The sequence below is a fragment of the Nocardioides sp. ChNu-153 genome, assembly GCF_030466625.1.
Lineage (GTDB): Bacteria > Actinomycetota > Actinomycetes > Propionibacteriales > Nocardioidaceae > Nocardioides.
Window position 1 is genome coordinate 1 of sequence record NZ_JADEVT010000006.1, and the last position, 20,799, is coordinate 20,799.

Genomic DNA, 20,799 nt, shown 5'->3' on the forward strand with positions numbered 1-20,799 from the left:
TGCGGCGCGGGGGCCGGGCGGGAGGTCGACCGGCGCGAGGGGCGGCCGGCGGGGTAGAGGTCGGCGTCGGTCGGGCCCTGCTGCGCGCCGGCCCCGGCCGCCGCTGCGCCCGGGGCCCCGCCGCCCGGGAGCAGCCGGGTGCTCTCGTCGTCGGGCCCGGGGCGCGGACGACGGCGCGTCGGCTGGGTCTGGTCGGGCCGGGGGGCACTGCCGGAGGAGCCGTAGAGCCACTCGTACTCGGGGGTGCCCTCCTCGGGCCGTCCTCCCCGCCGCTGACCGTCTGCCATGAGGGGGACGCTACCGTCCGCGACCCCGGCGTGGCGTCACCGCTGGTACGCGTGGGGCTGGTGAGATGAGCCGCGCAAGCCCTGGCGCTCCTTCCCCGGCGAGAAAGGCCTGCTCGATGCCGCCTACCGACCTGCCCACGCGCGACCGCGTGGGCGGCCCGTCGGGCCCACCGCCCCCCGGTGCGCGGAGGCCCCGTCCGGCGCCGCCCGCCGTGCGGGCTCCGCGCCCCCGCGCGGACGACCCCGAGCGGCGTGCCGCGGGGGTGCGCTTCCGGCGCGCCCTCACGCTCATGCTCATGACGCTGGTCCTGCCCGGGTCGGCGCAGCTCGTGGCCGGCGACCGGCGGGTCGGCCGCTTCGCCCTGCGCGTGTGGCTGGGCCTCGTCGGCGTCGTCGCCCTGGTCGCGCTCGTCAGCCTCGTGTGGGACGGCTTCGCGTTCTCCCTGGCGCTCAACACCGACGTGCTCGGCGTGCTGCGCCTGCTGCTGATCGCGCTCGCCCTCGGGTGGGCCGCGCTGTTCGTCGACGCCTGGCGCCTCGGCGAGCCCATGACGCTCCAGCGCAACCGCCGGCTCGTCGCTGTGGGCGTCAACGGCGTGCTGTGCTTCTCCGTCGTCGGCTCGCTGCTCTTCGGCGCCCACATCGTGGGCGCGGGCCAGGGAGCCATCCAGACCGTCTTCGGCGAGGGCGAGGCGACCGAGGCGACGGGGGGCCGCTACAACGTGCTGCTGCTCGGTGCCGACGCCGGGGACGGACGCGTCGGCCTGCGGACCGACTCGATGACCCTCGCGAGCATCGACGAGCAGAGCGGCGAGACCGTGCTGGTCTCGCTGCCGCGCAACCTGGCCAACTTCCCCTTCGCCCCCGGCTCGGTGATGGACGAGCAGTTCCCCGACGGGTTCGACTGCGAGGGCTGCTACCTCAACGGCGTCACGACCTGGGCCACCGACCACCCCGACCTGTTCGGGGCGTCGTCGTCGGCGAGCGAGGACGAGCTGTTCGAGATCGGGATGGACGCGACGCTCTCGGCGGTCGAGGGCGTCACCGACCTCGACGTGAACTACTGGGCCATGGTGGACATGGGCGGGTTCGAGCGCCTGGTCGACGCGGTCGGCGGCGTGGAGATGAACGTGCGCAGCCGCATCCCGATCGGCGGCGTCGGCTCCCCGGTGTACGGCTACATCGAGCCGGGCGTGCAGCAGCTCGACGGCTACCAGGCCCTGTGGTTCTCCCGCTCGCGGGAGGACTCCGACGACTACTCGCGCATGGCGCGCCAGAAGTGCGTCATGAGCGCGATGCTGCAGCAGCTGGACCCGGCCACGCTGGTCTCCCGCTTCGGCGAGATCGCCGCAGCCGGCTCCGCGATGCTCGAGACGAGCATCCCGCGCAGCGAGCTCGACACGTTCGTCGACCTCGCCCTGAAGGCGCGCAGCGAGCCGATCGCCACCGTGTCGATCGTGCCGCCGGCCGTCGACACGGCGAACCCGGACATGGCGGTCGTGCACCGCATGATCGACGACGCCGTGGGACGCAGCAGCGCGACGGCGGACTCCGCAGCCGAGGCCGCGGCCGAGGCGGAGGCGAGCGCCGCGGCGACGGAGGCGGCGACGGAGTCCGACGCCGAGGCCGAGGTCGAGGGCGAGCCCACGGTCACCGGTGGCTCGCTCGGCTCGCGCGACGACGGCTACACGGCCAACGAGACGACGGACCTCGGCTCCTCCTGCTGAGACCCTCACCACCCCCGCGGCGGCGCCGCTCCCCGGTCCTCGGGGGGCGGCGCCGCTGCTTTTCTGGCGTGTCGCGCCACGAACGGGCCGATTTGACGGTTAAATCGTCTGTGTGCTCGGCGTGTCGGCTTGCTAATTACACTCGTGTAGTTCGCGCATTCGCTTGCCGGTAACGGAAGTGACGTGTGTGATTACTGCTGTCTCGTGTGAAAACTTCCCCCCTCGCGCGCAGGAGCAGAGTCACCCATGCCACCCAGCAAGGCCCGTTTCGTCACCGCCTGCCAGCAGCTCTTGGCGCTGTTCGCCGTCCTCGCGGTCCTGGCCCCCGCGGCCAACACCATCTCGCTCGACGTCACCCACGCCCCCGAGGCGGCGACCCTCCCGGTCGCCGCGGCGGCCGACGAGGCCCCGGTGGCCACGGCCCCGGTGGAGCCGACCGTCGCCGAGGTGCCCCTGACCGACGCCGAGGGCGTGGCGGAGGAGGACACGACGACCGGTGCGTCCGTGGAGCCGCCGCTCGCCCCCGCCGCGCCGACGACGGCCGCGGAGTCGACCGTGGCCGCGGAGCCCGCGCCGGCGACGACGGAGCCGGCCGCTGAGCCGGTCGCGGTGCCCGCGACGGAGCTCACGAGCGAGCCGCAGCCCGTCACCGGCTTCGGCGCGGTCGGCGTCACCTGGGACCCGCAGGTGCAGGTCACCGGGGACGACATCGACTTCCGCGTGCGCACCGCGACCGCGGGCACGTGGTCGGCCTGGGAGGAGCTGCCCTACGAGGCGGAGGCCACGGACGGCGCCGACGACACCGACGCCGCGGACGCGACCGCCGAGGCCGACGCCCGCCCGGGCACCGAGCTCGTCTTCGTGGGCGAGGTCGACGAGGTGCAGGTCGACGTCGTCGCCCCGGGCGGCGTGCCGGCGGACCTCACCGTGTCGGTCATCGACCCGGGGGAGACCACCGTCGTCGAGGAGGCCCCGGAGTACGACGGCACCACGACCGCCGACCCCACCGCGGCGACCACGGCGTCGTACGACGCGGGCAGCGCCACCGGCGCCACCACCGCGACCACCACGGCCGCGTCCGACACCCCCGACGCCTCGGCGCAGGGTGACCTCCGGCTGGCCGCCGCGGCGTCCGTGCCGCAGCCCGCCATCTACTCGCGCGCCCAGTGGGGTGCCGACGAGTCGATGCGCGACAGCGCCCCGCGCTACGCGGCCGTGCGCGGTGCGGTCATCCACCACACGGTGAACGCGAACGACTACACCGCCGCTCAGGTGCCGGGCATCATCCGCGGCATCTACGCGTACCACACCAAGTCCCAGGGCTGGGCCGACGTCGGCTACAACTTCCTCGTCGACAAGTTCGGCCGGTTGTGGGAGGGCCGCTACGGCGGCATCACGAAGGCGGTCCGCGGCGCGCACATCTCGGCGTACAACGACTACGCGTTCGGCATCTCGGCCATCGGCAACTACGAGACCGCCCAGCCCAGCGCCGCCATGGTGCAGGCCATCGCGAACCTCCTCGCGTGGAAGCTCGCGATCCACGGCGTCGACGCGGCCTCGACCAACCAGAGCTTCGGCGGCGACCGGTTCCCGGCGATCATCGGGCACCGCGACGGCGGCCAGACGGCCTGCCCGGGCAAGTACCTCTACGCCAAGATCCCGGGCATCCGCACCGAGGCCAAGCGCATCCAGAACGGCGCCAGCGCGCCGGCCCCGGCCCCGACCCCGGCGCCCACGCCGGCCCCGGGCAGCACGGTCAGCAAGCCGGCCATCACCGGCTCGAACCTGATCGGCAACAGCTACCCCGACGTGCCGTTCCGCATGAGCGACGGTCGCGTGTGGCTGCTGCCCACCGGTGGGCTCACCTCCTACACCGCCCCGGTCAAGCTGACCGGCAGCTTCACCGGCGCCCAGGGCGTCGCCCTGTCGCCGGACCTGACGGGCGACGGCCGCGCCGACATGGTCATCGTCGACCGCGGCGGTGCGGCGTGGATCCGCCCGGGCACGGGCGGCGGCGGGTTCGCCACGACGAAGCTGGCGAGCGCCTCGATGTTCCGCGGCACCGACAACCTGACGCCCGTCGGCGACATCGACGGCGACGGCAGGAACGACCTGCTGGCCCGCTTCAAGGCCACGGGTGAGACCTACGTGTACCTCGGCAACGGCCGCGGCGGCTTCACCCCCACGAAGGTGGCGCGCGACTGGCGCAGCTACGAGCTCATCACGAGTGTCGGGGACCTGACCGACGACGGGAAGCCCGACCTCGTCATGCGCGACACGGCCGGGAAGCTGTGGATCATCCCGGGCGGCGTGGCCGGCACCGTCAAGGGTCGCGTCGTCGCGATGGGCGCGCGGATCCAGGTGCCCGGGGACTTCGGCTCCATCTCCGCGATGGGCGGCTGGGGCGACGTCACGGCCGACCGCAAGGCCGACCTGGTCGTGCGTCTGTCCAGCGGCACCGTCTACATCATGCCGGGCAACGGGGACGCCCGCCTCGGTCCGGCCCGCGGCCCGGTCGCGACCAAGGGCGCCTACCGCAGCATCTCCGGCGGCGGCAACGTCATCGGCGGCAGCTCGCCCGACCTGCTGACGCGCGTCGGGGACGACGTCTACCTGCTGCCGCACTCGGGCAAGGTGGACCACACCCCGGCTGTCGCGACCAACGTCGTCGTGCCCGCCGCGACCCAGATGTTCAACGTGGGCGACTGGGACAAGGACGGCCGGGGCGACCTCGTCACCCGCAGCTCCGGGGGCGGGCTCACGCTGTGGCGCGGCACCGGGACCGGCACGTTCGCGGCCGGGGTGCCCCTCGGCTCCGGCGTCGAGGGCGTCACGTCGCTGCGGTTCGTCGGCGACGTCACCAGCGACGGGATGCCCGACTTCTTCGGCCGCTCGGCCGAGGGCACGCTGCGGATCTTCCCCGGCAACGGCGTCAACGGGTTCAAGCCGGGCATCTCCGCGTCGCAGCGCCTGGCCGACTGGTACTCGTACGGCGGGCTCGACCTGCGCGGCTACGACCTCGTGACGACCGTCGCGTCGCTGACCGGGGCGGGCCGGCCCGACCTCGTCATCCGCCACAAGTCGACAGGGCTGCTGCGCCTGGTGCAGTGGGACGCCTCCGGACGCGTGGTCACCAACCGCGTGCTCGCCCAGGCGTCGTCGAAGGTCAACCTGCTGGGCTGATCCGCTCGTCGCGCTCGAGGACGACGCGCCGCTCCCGCCACCACGGCGCGAGCGGCGCGTCGTCGTCGGTGAGGACGAGCGAGCCGCCGGCCGCCAGCACCGACCACGCGGTCGCGACCGCGCCCTCGTCGGTCAGGGCGTGGGCGAGCACGCGCGCGGGCTCCGAGCCCGTGGCGGCGAACAGCTCGGCGTGGGTGCGCGCACCGAGCGCCGCGTCCTGGGGGGTCGGCGGGTCGAGCGCGACGTACGCGTCGGGCTGGCCCCACACCTCGACGCCGAGGTCGTGGACGCCGGCGGGCACACCGGTCGCGAAGGGGCGCGCGAGCGGGGTGAGCGCCGCCGCCACCACGACGCGCCGGCCCGCCTCGGGGGCCCAGCGCTCGAGGCGGTCCGGGCCGACGACCACCGCGTCGGCCTCGTCGGCGCCGGGGTGGTCGGGCAGCAGCACGACGAGGCCCGCGGTCCACGCGGCCCCGGCGACGACGGGACCGAGCCAGTGGGTGGGCAGGTCGACGAGGAGGCGGTCGCCGCGCTCGAGGTCGAGCGCGTCGGTGAGCAGCCCGGCGGTCTTGGCGACCCAGTTCGCGTAGGTCGTCACGGACAGCTCGGTCCGGTCCACCACCTGGCCGTCGGCGTCGTGGGCGTACCAGGTGAGCAGCGGGCGACCCGGCTCGGCGCGCAGCAGGTCGGCGAGCAGCGTCGCGAAGGTGGCGGGACGGTGACGGGCGGGTGCGGCGGCGTGGGTCACGTCGGCCATCCTCCCAGCCTTCTCTACGATGCCCGACATGACTCCTTCCTCTGTCGAGGCGGTGATCGTCGCGGGTGGGTTCGGCTCCCGGCTCCTCCCGCTGACGGCCCGTCGTCCCAAGCACCTGCTCGACGTCGGCGGCGTGCCCTTCCTCGAGCACCAGATCGCGCGGCTCGCCGAGGCGGGGGTCGACCACGTCGTGCTCGCCACGTCGTACCACGCCGACCAGTTCCGCCCGGTGCTCGGCGACGGCAGCCGCTGGGGGGTGCGCATCGACTACGTGCTGGAGGAGCAGCCGCTCGGCACGGGCGGGGCCATCCGCAACGTCGCGGACGCCCTGACCGACGACCCGGACGGCGCCGTCGTCATCCTCAACGGCGACGTGCTCTCGGGCCACGACCTGCCCGCGCAGCTCGAGGACTTCCGCACCCCGCGCGACGGGCAGCGCGTCGACGTGAGCCTCCACCTCGTCGAGGTCGAGGACGCCCGCGCGTTCGGCTGCGTGCCCACCGACGCGGCCGGCCGGGTGACCGCGTTCGTGGAGAAGTCCGACGACCCCGTCACCAACCAGGTCAACGCCGGTTGCTACGTCTTCCGCCGCGACGTCATCGACACCATCCCCGCCGGTGAGGTCGTCTCGGTCGAGCGGGAGACCTTCCCCGGCCTCGTGGCCGACGGCCGCCTCGTCGTCGGCTTCGTCGAGACCGCCTACTGGCGCGACGTGGGTACGCCGGCCGCCCTGGTGGGCGCGTCGCGCGACGTCGTCCTCGGCGTGGCGCCGACCCCGGCCATCGGCGCGGCGGAGGCCGGCGCGCGCGTCGCCGAGGGAGCCACCGTCCGCAGCGACCACGTCGGCGGGGGATCGGTCGTCATGAAGGAGGCCACCGTCGAGGCGGGGGCCGTGGTCGAGGGCAGCATCGTCATGACCGGCGCCGTCGTCGAGGCGGGCGCCCGGGTCACGGACTCGGTCGTCGGGCCCTGGGCCCGGGTGGGTCGCGACGCGGTGCTGCGGGGGGCGACGCTCGGCGACGAGGTCGTCGTCACCGCGGGCGCGCACGTCACCGACGAGCGCGTCGACGTCGGCAGCACCGTGGGCGCCGGGGACTGACCCCGCACCACCCCCGAGCACGCCCCCGAGCACGACGAAGGGCCCCGGTCGGCGCGACCGGGGCCCTTCGTCGTACCCCCGCCGGGTCGGCGGGGGAGTGGCTCACATGGCGTTCGGCTCCCACGAGTTGGTGTAGGGCCAGCGCAGCATGAAGTCCTCGAGCGCCTCGCCGCTCGGGGCGGAGCAGTACTGCACGACGCCGAAGCCGCTGTCGCCCTCCTCGGGCAGGTCCTCGGGCGCCTCGCCGACGGCGGGCTCGGCCGAGGAGGCCCAGTGGGCGATGGCGATGTGCTGGCCCTCGGGGAAGGCGGTGCCGCCGTCCTCCTCGCCCTTCCACGGCGCGGCCTTGAACTTGAGGCGGAAGTTGTCGGTGCCCTTCAGCTTGCTCGCGATGCCGCGGATCTCGTCCATCATCTCCTCGTCCTCCCACGCCGTCTGGTCGTACCAGAGGAACGTGTAGCCGTGCTCGAGGTTGTGGACCAGCTGCTCGACCTCGGGGGCCTCGTCCCAGCCGTAGAACTTGCGCTCCATCGGGGCGGGCACGCTGCGGTGGGGACCGAAGATGGCCGGGGAGGTCTCGTAGGTGATGTCCCCGTCGTCCTGGTGGTCCTGGTTGCCCGTCGCCGCGAGCACCTGCTCGGGGCTGCAGGTGTCGGCGGGCTCACCGATGCTCGCGAGGTCGATGTCGTTGAACTGGCGCAGCTCCCACCAGTTCATCACCGGGCGGTACGCCGCGGCGGCGACGATGAGGAGCGCGACCACGCCGCAGACGCCGACGATCATGAAGCTGCCGCGGCGCTCGGCGCGCTGGTGCGCCTTCAGCTGCTTCTTGGCCTTGGCGGCACGGTCGTTGCTGGGGGTCTTCGCCACGGTCAGGCTTTCCTCACGGGTGGACGGCGGTCAGGAGGGTGTGCGCGCGGGCGTGCACGGGCGCCCCGGGCGGGCGCACGAGGGGAGAGTCTACGGAGTCCCCGGGACGAAGCGGACCTCCGCCGGGCCGGTGCGCTCCCAGTGCCACGCGAACGCCCGGCCGAGCGCGTCGAGCGTCCGCTCCAGGCCGGCGGCGGGCGGCACGTGCACGGACAGGTGGAACGGGGCCGCGGCGCGGCCCTCCGGGGCCTCCTCGACGACGAGCACGGGTACGGCGAGCACCCGCGCCAGCGCGTCGGCCAGGTCGCCGGGGCTCGCGGGCGCGCCGAAGCCGTCGGCCAGGTCCGCGGGGTCGACCTCGGCGGCGAGCGCGGCGACCACGGCCTCGCGTGCGCCGTACCCGAACATGTCGCGGGCGGGGTCGCGGACGAGCCCGCGGGCGCCGGCGCCGTCCTCGTCCGGGGGCAGCACGAGGTCGGCACGGCCACGCAGGAGCACCAGCGGCCGGCCCGAGAGCTTGCCCTGCGCGAGCTCGGCCGCACCGGCGATCTCGTCGGCGACCGCGGGGGCGGTGACGGCCAGCTCGTTGCCGTAGCCGTCGACGCGACCCGCGTGGTCGTCGAGCACGCGGAGGCCCGCGGCGCCCACGGCGATGTCGGTCTGGCCCTCGCGCCACGCGCGGCCGGCGGTGTCGGTGACGACGACGCCGACGTTGACGCCGGTGCGCTCGCGCAGCCCGGCACGCAGGGCGCGGGCGGAGGCGTCGGGGTCGGCCGGGAGGGGTACGACGGAGCCCCGCGCCACGTTCGAGGCGTCCACGCCGGCCGCAGCGAGGGTGAGGCCGTGGCGGGTGCGGGAGATGCGGGTGGGACCGCGGCGGGCCACGACGCGGACGGTCTCGGCGTCGACGAGGGCCTCGCGGTCACCGGCGCGCACGCGTCCCTCCGCCTTCGCGACCACCTTGCTCGTGACGACGACGACGTCGCCGTCGACCGGTGCGAGCAGGTCGGCGACCAGGGCGACCAGGTCGGTGTCGGCCGCGACCTCGCCGACCCCCTCGGGCGCGACGAGCTCGACGCGTCCGACCACCTCAGGCCTCCCGGTCGGCGCGCAGCTCCAGCGCCATGCCGACGGCGGCCGCGGCCATGGCGGCGGTGGCGTCGTGGTCGCTCATCATGAGCGGCACGGCGCGGGTCGGGACCCCGGCGGCCTCGGCGACGGCCACCTGGTCCGCGTCGCGCTCGTCGACCAGCCAGCCGTCGAGCACGCCGCCGTTCGCGCGGGCGCCGTAGTGCGCGCCCACCGCCCCGGCGGTGACCTCGACGCCGATGGCCTCCAGCAGCTGCCGCGCCATCCCGCGCACGGGGGCGCCGCCCACGATGGGGGAGAGGCCGACCACGGGGGCGTCGGAGGCGGCCAGCGCCGCCCGCACCCCGGGGACGCCGAGGATGGTGCCGACCGAGACGACCGGGTTCGACGGCGGGAGGAGGACGACGTCGGTCTCCGTCAGGGCCTCCACCACGCCCGGGGCGGGCTCGGACTCGTCGAGGCCGACGAAGACGAGGGCCTCGGCGGGCACCTCGGCGCGCAGGCGCACCCAGTACTCCTGGAAGTGCACGACCCGGCGGCCGCTGGGGGCGTCGGGGTCCGCGATCGCCACGTGGGTCTCGACGCGGTCGTCGGTCATCGGCAGCAGCCGCACGCCGGGCTGCCAGCGCCGGCACAGGGCCGTGGTGATGTCCGAGAGCGGGTAGCCCGCCTCGAGCAGCTGCGTGCGCACCAGGTGGGTGGCCACGTCGCGGTCGCCGAGGCCGAACCACGTCGGCTCCACGCCGTACGCGGCGAGCTCCTCCTTGACGCTCCACGTCTCGTCGCGCCGGCCCCAGCCGCGCTCGAGGTCGATGCCGTCGCCGAGCGTGTACATGACGGTGTCGAGGTCGGGGCAGACCTTGAGGCCGTGGACCCAGATGTCGTCGGCGGTGTTGGCCACCACGGTGACCTCGGTGTCGGCCGACGCGCCGGGCACGAGCCCGTGCGCGAGGCCGTGCCGCAGGCCCTGGAGGAAGCGTGCGCCGCCCATGCCGCCCGAGAGCACGGTGACGCGCCGCACGGGGGTGCCGGGAGCGCTCATGGAACCACCCTGCCCGATGATCGGGTCCGACCTCGCGCCGGGGCCGACGGGCGGACCCGGGACCAGGGTCCCGGATCACCCCTCCGGGTGCCCCTCTACCAGATGACGGGCTTGACTTCGGGGTACGACAGGCATGTAATTCCCACAGTGTCGTTACGGTGTGACCTGCTGGTGGAGCAGTACCCCCGGACGCCACGTGTGCTCGTCGCAGACCCCCCGACGTCGTGGTGGGGGTCGTGTGCGCGGCAGCAGGGTCAGCTGGGTCGGAGTCGGGTCGAAAGGTCGGGTGCGGTGAACGAACTGGATCTCGTGGACGAGGACTCGGCGGAGCTGGGGTGGCAGGAGCGCGCGCTGTGCGCCCAGACCGACCCCGAGTCGTTCTTCCCGGAGAAGGGCGGCTCCACGCGGGAGGCCAAGAAGGTCTGCCTGACGTGCGAGGTCAAGGACGAGTGCCTGGAGTACGCGCTGCTCAACGACGAGCGCTTCGGCATCTGGGGTGGTCTCTCCGAGCGCGAGCGCCGCAAGCTGAAGAAGCGCGCAGCCGTCTGAGGCGGCTGCGTGCCGCCTGAGTAGGCTCGCGCCTCGTGGTGGAGCCCGTACCGGTCGTCGTCGTGGCGGGCAGCCTCGGCGCCGGCAAGACCACGGTCGTCAACCACCTGCTGCGCCACAGCGCCGACACGCGGGTGGGCGTGATCGTCAACGACTTCGGTGACGTCGACGTCGACGGCCTGCTCGTGGCCGGCCAGGCCGACATGATGTTCTCCGCCACCGGCGGCTGCCTGTGCTGCGCCGCCGACCACGGCGCGATCGCCGACTTCATCACCCGCCTCACGGCCCCGCGGGCCGGCATCGACGTGGTGGTCGTGGAGGCCAGCGGCGTGGCCGACCCCGGAGTGCTCGTGCAGCGCGTCGTCGGAGACCTGGGCCGCCGGGCCCGCTTCGGCGGCCTTGTCCTGCTCGTCGACGCCGAGAACACGCCCACCGTCGACGAGGGCGGTGACCTGCACCGCCGGCTCACCGCGGCCGACCTCGTCGTGCTGACGAAGGCCGACCGCGTGGACGCCGGGCACCTCGCCCGTCTGCGGGCACGGCTGCGGGTCCTCGTCCCCGGCCGCCCCGTCACCGTCGCCCGCCAGGGCGCCCTCGACCCCTCCCTGCTCTTCGACCTGCGGCACGACCCGCACCGGCAGCTGACGCTGGGCGACATCCGGGCCGACGAGCACGCGCACCTGCACACGCCGTACCGGTCGGTGAGCTGGACCCACCCGGGCCCGCTGCACCCCGCGCGCCTCGCGACGCTGCTGGCCTCGGGGGTGCCCGAGGCGTTCCGCGTCAAGGGGTTCGTGGGCATCGACGTGCCCGGCGTGCCGGCGCGCTGGACCGTGCACCGGGTGGGGCGGCACGTGCGCATCACGCCGGGTGTGCCGAGCGGCGTCCGCGGCTGCTCCCTCGTCCTCATCGGGCCCGAGCTCGGCGGGTCGGCGTACGACGCCCTCGGCGACGTCGTGCAGCGGCCCGGCGAGGAGGTCGACCGCGACGCGTTCGGGGGCTTCGAGCGGTTCGTCCCCGTTCGGCTGCGGCCCCCGCCGCCGGAGGACCGCGACGGCGCGACCTCCGACTGACCGGTCCGTCCGGGGCTGCTGTCGTACGCTCGCCCCGGACCGATCGAACGATCGGCCCGGTGCGGACGGGGAGGGGCGCGTGGTGCAGCTCGTGGAGGACGGCGGACCCGCGGGGACCGGCGGGGGACCGGACGGCGCGCCGGCGTCGGCGCTCGAGGAGCTGCTCGCGCGGCGGCACAGCTGCCGGGCCTTCCTCCCGGACCCGGTCGCGCCGGAGACCTTCGCCGCGATCTTCGGGCTGGCGCAGCGCACCGCCTCCTGGTGCAACACGCAGCCCTGGCAGGTGCACCTCGTCACCGGCGAGGCCGTGCCGGAGTTCGCGCAGCACCTCGAGACCGCGGTGCTGACCGCGCCGGGGTCGTCCGACCTGCCGATGCCCGAGGGGTACGCGGGGGTGTACGCCGACCGCCGCCGCGCCTCGGGGTTCGCGCTCTACGAGAGCCTCGGCATCGCGCGGGAGGACAAGGAGGCCCGGGGCCTGCAGATGTTCCGCAACTTCTCGTTCTTCGGCGCGCCCCACGTCGCGGTCGTCACCACCGACCGCCAGCAGGGCACGTACGGCGCGATCGACTGCGGCGGGTACGTCGCGAACCTGCTGAACGCGGCCGCCGCCCACGGCGTGGCGTCGTGCCCCCAGGCGGCGATCGCCATGTACTCCGGCGCGGTGCACGAGTTCCTCGCCCTGCCCGAGGACCGGCTCGTCGTCTGCGCCGTCGCGCTCGGCCACGCCGACCCGGAGCACCCGGTCAACGCGTTCCGCACCGACCGCGCCCCCGTCGCCGACGTCCTGACCGTCGTCGACCGCCGCCCCACCGCCGAGGAGACCCGATGACCGACCTGCTCCCCACCGACGACCCCTTCGACGTGGCGGGGCTCGACCTCACGCCCTCGCCACGGGCGCGGGAGCTGCGGGGGTCGTTGGTGGAGTTCATGAACGACCACGTGTTCCCCGCCGAGGCGGAGTACACGGCGTACCGGGCCGCGGCCGGCCCCGACGACCACACGCTGCCGCCCGTGGTGGAGACGCTCAAGGTCGAGGCACGGCGGCGCGGGCTGTGGAACCTCTTCATGCCCGACATCGGCGGCATCAGCCAGCTCGACTACGCGGGCCTGGCGGAGATCACCGGGTGGAGCCTCGAGCTGGCGCCGGAGGCCATCAACGGCCAGGCTCCCGACACCGGCAACATGGAGCTGCTGCACCTGTTCGGCACGCCCGAGCAGCAGGAGCGCTGGCTGCAGCCGCTGCTCGACGGGGAGATCCGCTCCGCGTTCGCCATGACGGAGAAGGCGGTCGCCAGCAGCGACGCCACCAACATCGAGACCTCGATCGTGCGCGACGGCGACGAGTACGTCATCAACGGCCGCAAGTGGTGGACCTCCGGTGCCGCCGACCCGCGCTGCCGGCTGCTCATCGTCATGGGCAAGACCGACCCCGGCGCCGCCAAGCACCGGCAGCAGTCGATGGTGCTGGTGCCGATGGACTCGCCCGGTGTGGAGCTCGTGCGCGATCTCCCGGTGTTCGGTCGCCACGACCAGCACGGGCACTGCGAGGTGCTGCTCACCGACGTGCGCGTGCCCGTCACGAACGTGCTGGGGGAGGAGGGCGCCGGGTTCGCCCTCGCCCAGGCCCGCCTCGGCCCGGGGCGCATCCACCACTGCATGCGGGCGCTGGGCGCCGCCGAGCGGGCCATGGACCTGCTCGTACGGCGCGCCGGCAGCCGCGTCGCGTTCGGCAAGCCCCTGGCCGACCAGGGCATGGTGCAGCGCGACATCGCCGAGTCGCGCCTGGCCATCGAAGAGGCGCGGTTGCTCTGCCGGCACGCCGCCGCCGTCATCGACGCGCACGGCAACAAGGCGGCCGCCCCGCTGGTGTCGATGGCGAAGGTGTCGGTGCCGCGCGTGACGCTCGAGGTCATCGACCGCGCCATCCAGGTGCACGGCGGCGCGGGTGTCAGCGACGACGTGCCGCTGACGCTGATGTACGGCTGGCACCGCGCCATGCGCATCTTCGACGGCCCCGACGAGGTGCACCTGCGCACCATCGCCCGGTTCGAGGCCACCCGCGAGCGCGTCCTGCGCCCGTGACGCCCGGCTGGCCGGGCGCGGCGCGTCTCGGTGGTCGAGGAATGCGCTGCGCCCCGGTTGTGGTGGGCGCGCCAGCGCCCCGGTGGTCGAGGTGGGCGCTGCGCCCCGGTGGTTGAGGTGGGCGCGCCAGCGCCCCTCGAAACCACGGTGCGATCCGTGCACGTCTGCCGGCCCGTGGTTTCGAAGGCCGCCGGGGCGGCCACCTCAACCACCGGCGGAGCCGTGGCGCGTCTCGGTGGTTGAGGTGGGCGCGCTAGCGCCCCTCGAAACCACGGTGCGATCCGTGCACGTCAGCCGGCTGGTGGTTTCGAGGGCCGCCGGGGCAGCCACCTCAACCACCGCGTGGCCGCCGGGGCGGCCACCTCAACCACCGGAAAGCCCCCTGGAGCCGGACGGAGCGCCGGGAACCGGGAGGGGCTACTCGCCCGGCGCGGCCGGGGGGCGGCCGGCGGCGTGGAGGGTCGCCGTACCGGCGCGGGCGTGGTCCACGGCGTCGGCCCAGACGCCCTCCCACCGCAGCCACGCGATCGCCGACGTCGGCATCGCGACCGCGTCGCCGGCGAGCGACGACGCCAGCTCGCCGAGGCCCGGCTCGTGGCCGACGAGCGCCACCGCGGGGAGCGCCGGGTCGAGCCCGGCGACGACGGCGAGCAGGTCGTCGGCGTCGAACGTGTAGACCCGCTCGTCGTGCACCACCGGCGGCGGGGCCGGGAGACCGGCCGCGACGAGCTCCCAGGTGGTCGCCGCGCGGACGGCCGGGGACACCACGGCGAGGTCGAGCCTCGGCCCGTGCGCGCCGAGCCACGCGCCCGCCTCGGTCGCCTGGCGCCGGCCGCGCGGCCCCACCGGCCGGTCGCGGTCGGGCACCCACGTGGACCAGTCCGACTTGCCGTGCCGCACGAGCACCAGGTGCCGTCCGGCGTCCACCGCCACCGGCGTCAGGCCTTCCCGGCCGGCTCGGGCGCCAGCGCCGGCAGGTCGAGGAAGTGGTCCGCGGTGACGGGCAGCGACCGCACGCGCACCCCCGTCGCGTGGTGCGTCGCGTTCGCGATGGCCGCGGCGGTGCCCACGATGCCGATCTCGCCGATGCCGCGCGAGCCCATGGGCGTCGACAGGTGGTCCTCCTCCTCGAGCCACTCGGCGCGCAGGTCGCGCACGTCGGCGTGGGCGGCCACGTGGTACGTCGCGAGGTCCTGCGTCACCGTGTGGCCGAAGCGCGGGTCCCGCCAGCCCTCCTCGTGCAGCGCCGCGGACAGCCCCATCACGAGGCCGCCCAGCAGCTGCGAGCGCGCGGTCGTCGGGTTGATGACCCGCCCGACCGAGTAGACGCCGAGCAGCCGCTCGACCCGCACCTCGCCCGTCCACCGGTGCACGTGGGTCTCCGCGAAGACGGCGCCGAACGAGTGCAGGGAGTGGCCGGACATGTCGGCGTACTGCCCCGACGTCGCGGTGGTGGCGACCCCGGGGTCGGGGTGCTCGCCGTGGTCGGCGCGGAACTGCTGCGCGGCGGCGGCGATCGCCGTACCCCACGACGAGGTGCCCGACGAGCCGCCCGCCACGGTCGCGAACGGCAGCTCGGAGTCGGCGACGAGGAGGTCGATCGCCTCGGGCGGGCACCCGAGCGCGTCGCTGGCGACCTGCAGCAGCACGGTGCGCGCCCCGGTGCCGATGTCGACCGCGCCGATGGCGACCTCGTAGCGCCCGCCCTCGACCGAGCGCACCCGTGCGCCGTTGCCCGGCATCCAGAGCATGGGGTACGTCGCGGACGCCACGCCCGTGCCGACCCACCAGTCACCCTCGGCCCGCGCCCGGACGCCCTCGGGCCGCTCGGCCCAGCCGAACAGCTCGGCGCCCCGGTGCAGGCACTCGACGAGGCGGCGGTCGTTGAAGGGGTTGCCCGTCTCGGGGTCGACCTCGGGCTCGTTGCGCACCCGCAGGTCGATGGGGTCGACCCCGGTGGCGACGGCCAGCTCGTCCATGGCGACCTCGTGGGCGTACATGCCGGGCATCTCGCCCGGCGCCCGCATCCACGACGGCACGGCCACGTCCAGCTCCGCCACCCGGTGGGTCGTGGCGCGGTGGGGGGCGGCGTACATCATGCGTGCCGCGGTCGCCGTCTGCTCGGCGAACTCCTTGATGCGCGAGGTCTGCGACTCGGCGTCGTGCCGCAGCGCCACCAGGCGCCCGTCGGGCTCCGCTCCGAGGCGGACCCGGGAGCGCGTCGCGGTGCGGTAGCCGGTCAGCGCGAACATCTGCTGCCGCGTCACGGCGAGCCGCACGGGCCGGCCCGGCACGCTCAGCGCGGCCAGCGCCACCGCCACCTCGGGCGCGTGGGGGAGGCCCTTGCTGCCGAAGCCACCCCCGACGTACGGCGCGAGCACCCGCACCTGCTCGGGCTCCAGGCCGAGCAGCGGCGCGAGCGTGGCCCGCACCGGGTGCACGCCCTGGGTGGAGTCGTGCAGGGTCAGCCGCTCGCCGTCCCACAGCGCCGTCGCGGCGTGCGGCTCCATCGGGCTGTTGTACTCGTGCGGCGTCTCGTAGACCGCGTCCACCACCACGGGCGCCGCAGCCAGGGCCGCGGTCGGGTCGCCGTCGACGGTGTCGGTCTCGGCGCCGGCGTTGACCTCCTCGGGGGCGTACGTCGCGCTGCCCGGCGCGAACGCGGCCTCGTGGGCCTCCGCGTCCTGGTGCACGGCCACGAGCGCGGCACCCTCGCGGGCCGCCTCCGAGCTGGTGGCGAGCACGAGCGCCACGACCTGTCCCCGGAAGCCGATGCGGTCGTCCTGCAGCACCGCCAGCTCGCGGTCCTCGGTGTCGGCCAGCCGGGGGGCGCTCTCGTGGTCGAGGACCGCCTCGACGCCGGGGTGCTCGAGGGCGGCGGAGGCGTCGACCCGCACGACCCGCCCCCGGGCGACGGTGGAGGTGACGAGCCAGGCGTGCAGCAGGTCGCCCTCGACCGGGTGCTCGACGGCGTACGTCGCCTCCCCGGTGACCTTCTCGACCCCGTCCTGGCGGTCGAGGTGGCGGCCCATCACCTGCGGCGCGACGACCTCGGGGACGACCTCGTCGGGGGACTGCTCGCTCATCGGCCGGTTCCTTCCGCGAGACGGGTGAGGGCCAGCGCAGTCAGGTTCCGCACCATGTCGACCTTGTAGGCCGTCTGCGCCGTGACGGTGGCCGCGGCCAGCTCGGCCGAGGCGGCCTCGCGCACCGCGTCCTCGGTGAGGACCGCGCCGCGCAGCGCCTCCTCGGCCAGCAGCGCGCGCCACGGCTTGTGGGCGACGCCGCCCCAGGCGATGCGCACGTCGCGCACGACCTCCCCGTCGAGCTCGAGGCCGGCGGCCACGGAGACGAGGGCGAACGCGTACGACGCGCGGTCGCGCGCCTTGCGGTACGTCGCGTTCCGCGCCACCGCGGAGGCGGGCAGCTGGACGGCGGTGATGAGGTCCCCGTGCTCGAGCACCGTGTCGCGCTCGGGGTGGTGGCCCGGCAGCCGGTGCAGGTCGACCAGCGGGATGCGGCGCTCGCCCTCGGGGCCGAGCACCACGACGGTCGCGTCGGCCGCCGCCAGGGCGACGGCGAGGTCGGACGGGTGGGTGGTCACGCAGGCCTCGCTCAGGCCCAGGACCGCGTTGTAGCGGCCGTAGCCCTCGAGGGCCGAGCAGCCCGAGCCGGGGTCGCGCTTGTTACAGGGGGTCGTGACGTCCTGGAAGTAGACGCAGCGGGTGCGCTGCAGCAGGTTGCCGCCGGTGGTGGCCTGGTGGCGGATCTGGCCCGACGCGCCGGCCAGGAGGGCGCGCGCGACGCCGGGGAAGTCCCGCCGTACCGCGGGGTGGGCGGCGAGGTCACTGTTGCGGACGTTCGTACCGACCCGCAGGCCGCCGTCGGGCAGCTCCTCGACCTGGTCGAGGGGGAGCCGGCTGACGTCGACGAGCGTGCCGGGGGAGGTGATGCCCAGCTTGAGGTGGTCGACGAGGTTCGTCCCGCCGCCGAGGAAGCGGGCGTCGGGGTCGGCCGCGACCAGGGCGACGGCCCCCGCGGCGTCGTCGGCGCGGTGGTAGGCGAAGTCCCTCACGCGGCACCGCCGGCCTGGCGCACGGCCGCGAGGATGCCGGGGTAGGCGCCGCACCGGCACAGGTTGCCGCTCATCCGCTCGCGGATCTCGTCGTCCGTGAGCTCCGGGTCGGCCTCGAGGTCCTCGGTGACGTGGCTGCGGTGCCCGGCACGCACCTCGTCGAGCACGCCGACGGCCGAGCACACCTGTCCCGGGGTGCAGTAGCCGCACTGGAAGCCGTCGTGGTCGAGGAACGCCTGCTGCACCGGGTGCAGGGCCCCGTCGGCGCCGCGCAGCCCGCCGGCCGTCACGACCTCGGCGCCCTCGTGGGCCACCGCGAGCGTGAGGCACGTCAGGTGGCGCCGGCCGTCGAGGATCACCGTGCAGGAGCCGCACTGGCCGTGGTCGCAGCCCTTCTTCGGGTTCGTGACCCCCAGCCGTTCGCGCAACGCGTCGAGGAGGGTGGTGCGCGTGTCGACGGCGACGGTCCGCTCCGCACCGTCGACGGTCAGGGTCAGGTCCACGTCCATGCGGTGACGGTACCCACGCAGCGGTCGACGGCCCCCCGGCGCCGGAGCGGGCGCGAGCGGGGACACGGCGGCCGCTCGTCTCAGGGCCGCGTGGGTACCGTCACGGCATGAGCGACTACACCTCCGAGCAGTTCGAAGCCATCCAGGTCGTCGTGGACCGCGTCACCTCCTGGCAGGACGGGGCCACCGAGGGCACCGTCGACACCGAGCTCCACAAGGGGTTCGAGGAGGTCGGCATCGAGGTGAGCGAGGCCGACCGCGCCAAGCTGGCCGACGCGATCCAGGACGAGCACGGCGAGGTCGACGCGCAGTCGATCCTCGGCGGCACGGCCTGAGCCGACCAGCACGCAGCAGCCCCGACGGGCCCGGCTCCCCGACGGACGGGGACCGGGCCCGCGGTGTGCCCGCAGGCGGGGACTCAGGCCTCGAGGATGCCGGCGACCTCGTCGGAGGCGTAGAACGGGGCGAGCCGGCCGCGCACCAGGGCCTCGAGCCGGCCGTCGGCGTGGGCGGCGTCGAGGAGCCGCGGGGCCAAGGAGATCGCGTGCACGACCAGCTCGTCACGGGTCAGGCCGAGCTCCTCGAGCAGCGCCGTGACGGGCCGGTCGCCGTGATCGGCCCAGACCTGCCTCACCACCGCGGTGGCGATCTGCTGCACCGGCGGCGACGGCGCCGCGCCGGCGACGACCTCGTGGACGAGCCCGGCGATCTCGTGCGCCTCGTCGCGCGAGACGACGTCGCCGACGCGGGGGAGCGGCTCGTCGCGGTACAGGTCGAAGACCTCCATGAAGGCGTCCGGCATCGTGGGGTCGCGCAGGGTGTCGACCAGCACCTTGTTGAGGCGCCGCATCGCGAACACCGCGCCCTTGCCGGCCGTGTCGCCCAGCAGGCCCTCGAGCTGCCTGTTGGCCGCGCCACCGACCCGGCCCGCGGCGTTCGCGCCGAAGGAGACCAGGGAGCCGACCCCCGGGATCTTCTCCGCGGCGGCGCGGTTGGCCTGCACGACCTCGCCGACGATGCGGCCGACGAACCCGCCGGCGAGCGTCGCCACCTGCGGGCTGCGCGTGAGGCGGTCGAGCGCCGCCTCGATGCCGTCGACGCCGGCGAGCACGCGGCGTACCCACGCCTCGACGTGCGCGCGGCTCACCACGTCGGAGAGCGCGAACCGGTCGATGTCCCCGTCGAGCAGCGCGTCGGCCACCGAGGCGGCGAAGCGCGCCGCGCCCTCGCTCGGCGGCACGGTCACGAGCACGCGCTCCAGCGCGTCGGAGACCTCGTCGGGGCTCAGCACGTCCGAGAGCGTCAGCTCGGACCCGAGGTCGAGCAGCAGGTCGACGTCCTCGGCGATCGCCTCGTCGCGGGAGCCGTCGGGCCCGCCGGTGGTGAGGCGGTCCACGACCCAGCGGGTGTGCGCGTCCAGCAGACGGTCGGCGGTGGCGGTCACGAGACGAAGCCCTGCTCGACGAGCCAGTCGTAGGCCACGTCGGCCGGCTCCTCGCCGTCGACGTCGACCCGCGCGTTCAGCTCGATGAGCACCTCGTCGGTGAGCGCCTCGGTGACCGGGGCCATGAGGTCCTCGATCTCCGGGTACTCCTCCGCGACGTCCTCGCGCAGCACGAGGGAGACGTTGTACTTCGGGAAGTACTGCTGATCGTCCTCCAGCACCGTCAGGTCGAGCGCCAGGATGCGGCCGTCGGTGGTGAACACCTCGCCGAAGTTGCACTCGCCCCGCGCCGTCGCGTCGTAGATCGCGCCGGTCTGGTAGGTCCGCAGGTTCGACTCCGGCGTCCCCTGCGGGTCGCCGAGCGGGATGCCGTAGGTCTCGAGCATCCCGGGCAGCCCGTCGGGGCGGTTGGTGAACTCCGACTCGACGCAGAACGTGCGCTCCTCGACGGGGATCTCCGCCAGCTGCGACATGCTCGTGATGCCGAGCCGCTCCGTCACCTCCGGGTTCATCGCGAACGCGTAGGTGTTGTTCATCGGCGCGGGCGGCAGCCAGACGAGCTGGTTCTGCTCGAGGTCGGCGTCGCGCACCGCCTCGTACTGCTCCTGCTCGTCGGGGATCGGGTCGCTCTCGCCGAGGTAGGTGATCCACCCGGTGCCCGTGTACTCCCACATGGCGTCGATCTGCCCGACGAGGTGGGCCTGCCGGGCCGCGGCGCTGCCGGGCACGTTGGTGAGGTCCGCAACGTCGGCGCCCGCCGCGCGCAGCAGGATGATCGCCATCTTGCCGAGGATCACGTTCTCGTTGAAGTTCTTCGAGCCCACCGCGATGGAGGCGCCCTCGAGCGAGGGCGTGTCCTCGAGGTCGCCCGCGAGCTGCCCCTCGGGCACGTAGCCGCCGGCCGTCCCGAGCGCGCACCCCGAGAGGAGCGCACCCACCCCGGCCAGGGTCGTGGCCACGACGCCGGTACGCCGCGCGCCCCGCCGTCGTGCGTCGGTCGTGCGAGCCAT

The 20,799-nt window shown here is 74.7% G+C and carries 18 protein-coding genes and 1 pseudogene; 8 read left to right on the plus strand and 11 right to left on the minus strand.

Annotated features, from left to right (window positions below; translation table 11 throughout):
- A pseudogene (locus INN71_RS09580) lies at nt 1–287 on the minus strand (hypothetical protein); the annotation flags it as partial.
- A 296-nt stretch (nt 288–583) separates the two neighbouring features.
- On the opposite strand from INN71_RS09580, the gene INN71_RS09585 reads away from it, so the two are divergent.
- Both INN71_RS09585 and INN71_RS09590 read left to right on the plus strand, forming a co-directional pair.
- Nucleotides 584–2,014 (plus strand): LCP family protein, encoded by a 1,431-nt coding sequence (locus INN71_RS09585; RefSeq protein ID WP_277498654.1) that lies wholly within the window; start codon nt 584–586, stop codon nt 2,012–2,014.
- Between the two features lie 246 nt (nt 2,015–2,260).
- The gene (locus INN71_RS09590) at nt 2,261–5,197 is read left to right on the plus strand and encodes an FG-GAP-like repeat-containing protein (RefSeq protein WP_277498655.1); all 2,937 of its coding nucleotides are present in this window, start codon (nt 2,261–2,263) and stop codon (nt 5,195–5,197) included.
- Here INN71_RS09590 and INN71_RS09595 read toward each other — a convergent pair.
- On the minus strand, nt 5,181–5,984 hold the full coding sequence (locus INN71_RS09595) for a TIGR03089 family protein (RefSeq protein ID WP_301800127.1): 804 nt from the start codon (nt 5,982–5,984) through the stop codon (nt 5,181–5,183). The genes INN71_RS09590 and INN71_RS09595 overlap by 17 nt on opposite strands.
- On the opposite strand from INN71_RS09595, the gene INN71_RS09600 reads away from it, so the two are divergent.
- The gene (locus tag INN71_RS09600; protein WP_277498658.1) at nt 5,983–7,053 is read left to right on the plus strand and encodes an NDP-sugar synthase; all 1,071 of its coding nucleotides are present in this window, start codon (nt 5,983–5,985) and stop codon (nt 7,051–7,053) included. The genes INN71_RS09595 and INN71_RS09600 overlap by 2 nt on opposite strands.
- A 102-nt stretch (nt 7,054–7,155) precedes the next feature.
- Here the strand turns inward: INN71_RS09600 and INN71_RS09605 are convergent, their stop codons facing one another.
- From INN71_RS09605 to cofD, 3 genes are all read right to left on the minus strand, one after another.
- Nucleotides 7,156–7,923, minus strand: coding sequence for a DUF3105 domain-containing protein (locus INN71_RS09605; RefSeq protein WP_277498659.1), 768 nt, complete (start codon nt 7,921–7,923; stop codon nt 7,156–7,158).
- A gap of 90 nt (nt 7,924–8,013) precedes the next feature.
- Entirely contained in the window at nt 8,014–9,012 is a 999-nt protein-coding gene (cofE, locus tag INN71_RS09610) for a coenzyme F420-0:L-glutamate ligase (RefSeq protein WP_277498660.1), read from the minus strand.
- A gap of 1 nt (nt 9,013) precedes the next feature.
- Nucleotides 9,014–10,054, minus strand: a complete 1,041-nt coding sequence (gene cofD, locus INN71_RS09615) for a 2-phospho-L-lactate transferase (protein WP_277498661.1) — start codon at nt 10,052–10,054, stop codon at nt 9,014–9,016.
- Nucleotides 10,055–10,345: 291 nt separating this feature from the next.
- Between cofD and INN71_RS09620 the strand changes: the two genes are divergently transcribed.
- The 4 genes from INN71_RS09620 (at nt 10,346) to INN71_RS09635 (ending at nt 13,761) form a co-directional block, all read left to right on the plus strand.
- Nucleotides 10,346–10,603, plus strand: coding sequence for a WhiB family transcriptional regulator (locus tag INN71_RS09620; RefSeq protein WP_277498662.1), 258 nt, complete (start codon nt 10,346–10,348; stop codon nt 10,601–10,603).
- 35 nt (nt 10,604–10,638) lie between these two features.
- Nucleotides 10,639–11,676 carry a GTP-binding protein gene (locus INN71_RS09625; protein ID WP_277498663.1) on the plus strand — a complete coding sequence of 346 codons (1,038 nt, stop codon included), beginning with the start codon at nt 10,639–10,641 and terminating at the stop codon, nt 11,674–11,676.
- A 79-nt stretch (nt 11,677–11,755) separates the two neighbouring features.
- A complete protein-coding gene (locus INN71_RS09630) occupies nt 11,756–12,508 on the plus strand; it encodes a nitroreductase (RefSeq protein ID WP_277498664.1) in 753 nt (250 codons plus the stop codon).
- Nucleotides 12,505–13,761, plus strand: coding sequence for an acyl-CoA dehydrogenase family protein (locus tag INN71_RS09635; protein WP_277498665.1), 1,257 nt, complete (start codon nt 12,505–12,507; stop codon nt 13,759–13,761). The genes INN71_RS09630 and INN71_RS09635 overlap by 4 nt, the downstream gene beginning before the upstream one ends.
- A 417-nt stretch (nt 13,762–14,178) precedes the next feature.
- Here INN71_RS09635 and INN71_RS09640 read toward each other — a convergent pair whose 3' ends face one another.
- The 4 genes from INN71_RS09640 to INN71_RS09655 are packed head-to-tail and all read right to left on the minus strand — an operon-like array spanning nt 14,179 to nt 18,345.
- Nucleotides 14,179–14,688, minus strand: a complete 510-nt coding sequence (locus INN71_RS09640) for a histidine phosphatase family protein (RefSeq protein WP_277498666.1) — start codon at nt 14,686–14,688, stop codon at nt 14,179–14,181.
- Between the two features lie 11 nt (nt 14,689–14,699).
- On the minus strand, nt 14,700–16,847 hold the full coding sequence (locus INN71_RS09645; protein WP_277498667.1) for a xanthine dehydrogenase family protein molybdopterin-binding subunit: 2,148 nt from the start codon (nt 16,845–16,847) through the stop codon (nt 14,700–14,702).
- The gene (locus INN71_RS09650; protein WP_277498668.1) at nt 16,844–17,836 is read right to left on the minus strand and encodes a xanthine dehydrogenase family protein subunit M; all 993 of its coding nucleotides are present in this window, start codon (nt 17,834–17,836) and stop codon (nt 16,844–16,846) included. The genes INN71_RS09645 and INN71_RS09650 overlap by 4 nt, the downstream gene beginning before the upstream one ends.
- Entirely contained in the window at nt 17,833–18,345 is a 513-nt protein-coding gene (locus INN71_RS09655; protein ID WP_277498669.1) for a 2Fe-2S iron-sulfur cluster-binding protein, read from the minus strand. Before INN71_RS09655 ends, INN71_RS09650 begins: the two co-directional genes overlap by 4 nt.
- Before the next feature lie 107 nt (nt 18,346–18,452).
- On the opposite strand from INN71_RS09655, the gene INN71_RS09660 reads away from it, so the two are divergent.
- Nucleotides 18,453–18,680: a hypothetical protein gene (locus tag INN71_RS09660; protein WP_277498670.1), complete on the plus strand. Its 228-nt coding sequence runs from the start codon at nt 18,453–18,455 to the stop codon at nt 18,678–18,680.
- An 83-nt stretch (nt 18,681–18,763) separates the two neighbouring features.
- Here INN71_RS09660 and INN71_RS09665 read toward each other — a convergent pair whose 3' ends face one another.
- Entirely contained in the window at nt 18,764–19,789 is a 1,026-nt protein-coding gene (locus tag INN71_RS09665) for a hypothetical protein (protein WP_277498671.1), read from the minus strand.
- On the minus strand, nt 19,786–20,799 hold the full coding sequence (locus INN71_RS09670; RefSeq protein WP_277498672.1) for a glycine betaine ABC transporter substrate-binding protein: 1,014 nt from the start codon (nt 20,797–20,799) through the stop codon (nt 19,786–19,788). Before INN71_RS09670 ends, INN71_RS09665 begins: the two co-directional genes overlap by 4 nt.

Excerpts from the sequence above, each read along its gene's own strand:
- INN71_RS09635 (WP_277498665.1), top strand. The coding sequence starts at position 12,505 with ATGACCGACCTGCTCCCCACCGACGACCCCTTCGACGTGGCGGGGCTC.
- INN71_RS09660 (WP_277498670.1), top strand. The coding sequence starts at position 18,453 with ATGAGCGACTACACCTCCGAGCAGTTCGAAGCCATCCAGGTCGTCGTG.
- INN71_RS09600 (WP_277498658.1), top strand. The coding sequence starts at position 5,983 with ATGACTCCTTCCTCTGTCGAGGCGGTGATCGTCGCGGGTGGGTTCGGC.
- INN71_RS09590 (WP_277498655.1), top strand. The coding sequence starts at position 2,261 with ATGCCACCCAGCAAGGCCCGTTTCGTCACCGCCTGCCAGCAGCTCTTG.
- INN71_RS09595 (WP_301800127.1), bottom strand. The coding sequence starts at position 5,984 with ATGTCGGGCATCGTAGAGAAGGCTGGGAGGATGGCCGACGTGACCCAC.
- cofD (WP_277498661.1), bottom strand. The coding sequence starts at position 10,054 with ATGAGCGCTCCCGGCACCCCCGTGCGGCGCGTCACCGTGCTCTCGGGC.
- INN71_RS09585 (WP_277498654.1), top strand. The coding sequence starts at position 584 with ATGACGCTGGTCCTGCCCGGGTCGGCGCAGCTCGTGGCCGGCGACCGG.
- INN71_RS09670 (WP_277498672.1), bottom strand. The coding sequence starts at position 20,799 with ATGGCTCGCACGACCGACGCACGACGGCGGGGCGCGCGGCGTACCGGC.
- INN71_RS09645 (WP_277498667.1), bottom strand. The coding sequence starts at position 16,847 with ATGAGCGAGCAGTCCCCCGACGAGGTCGTCCCCGAGGTCGTCGCGCCG.
- INN71_RS09655 (WP_277498669.1), bottom strand. The coding sequence starts at position 18,345 with ATGGACGTGGACCTGACCCTGACCGTCGACGGTGCGGAGCGGACCGTC.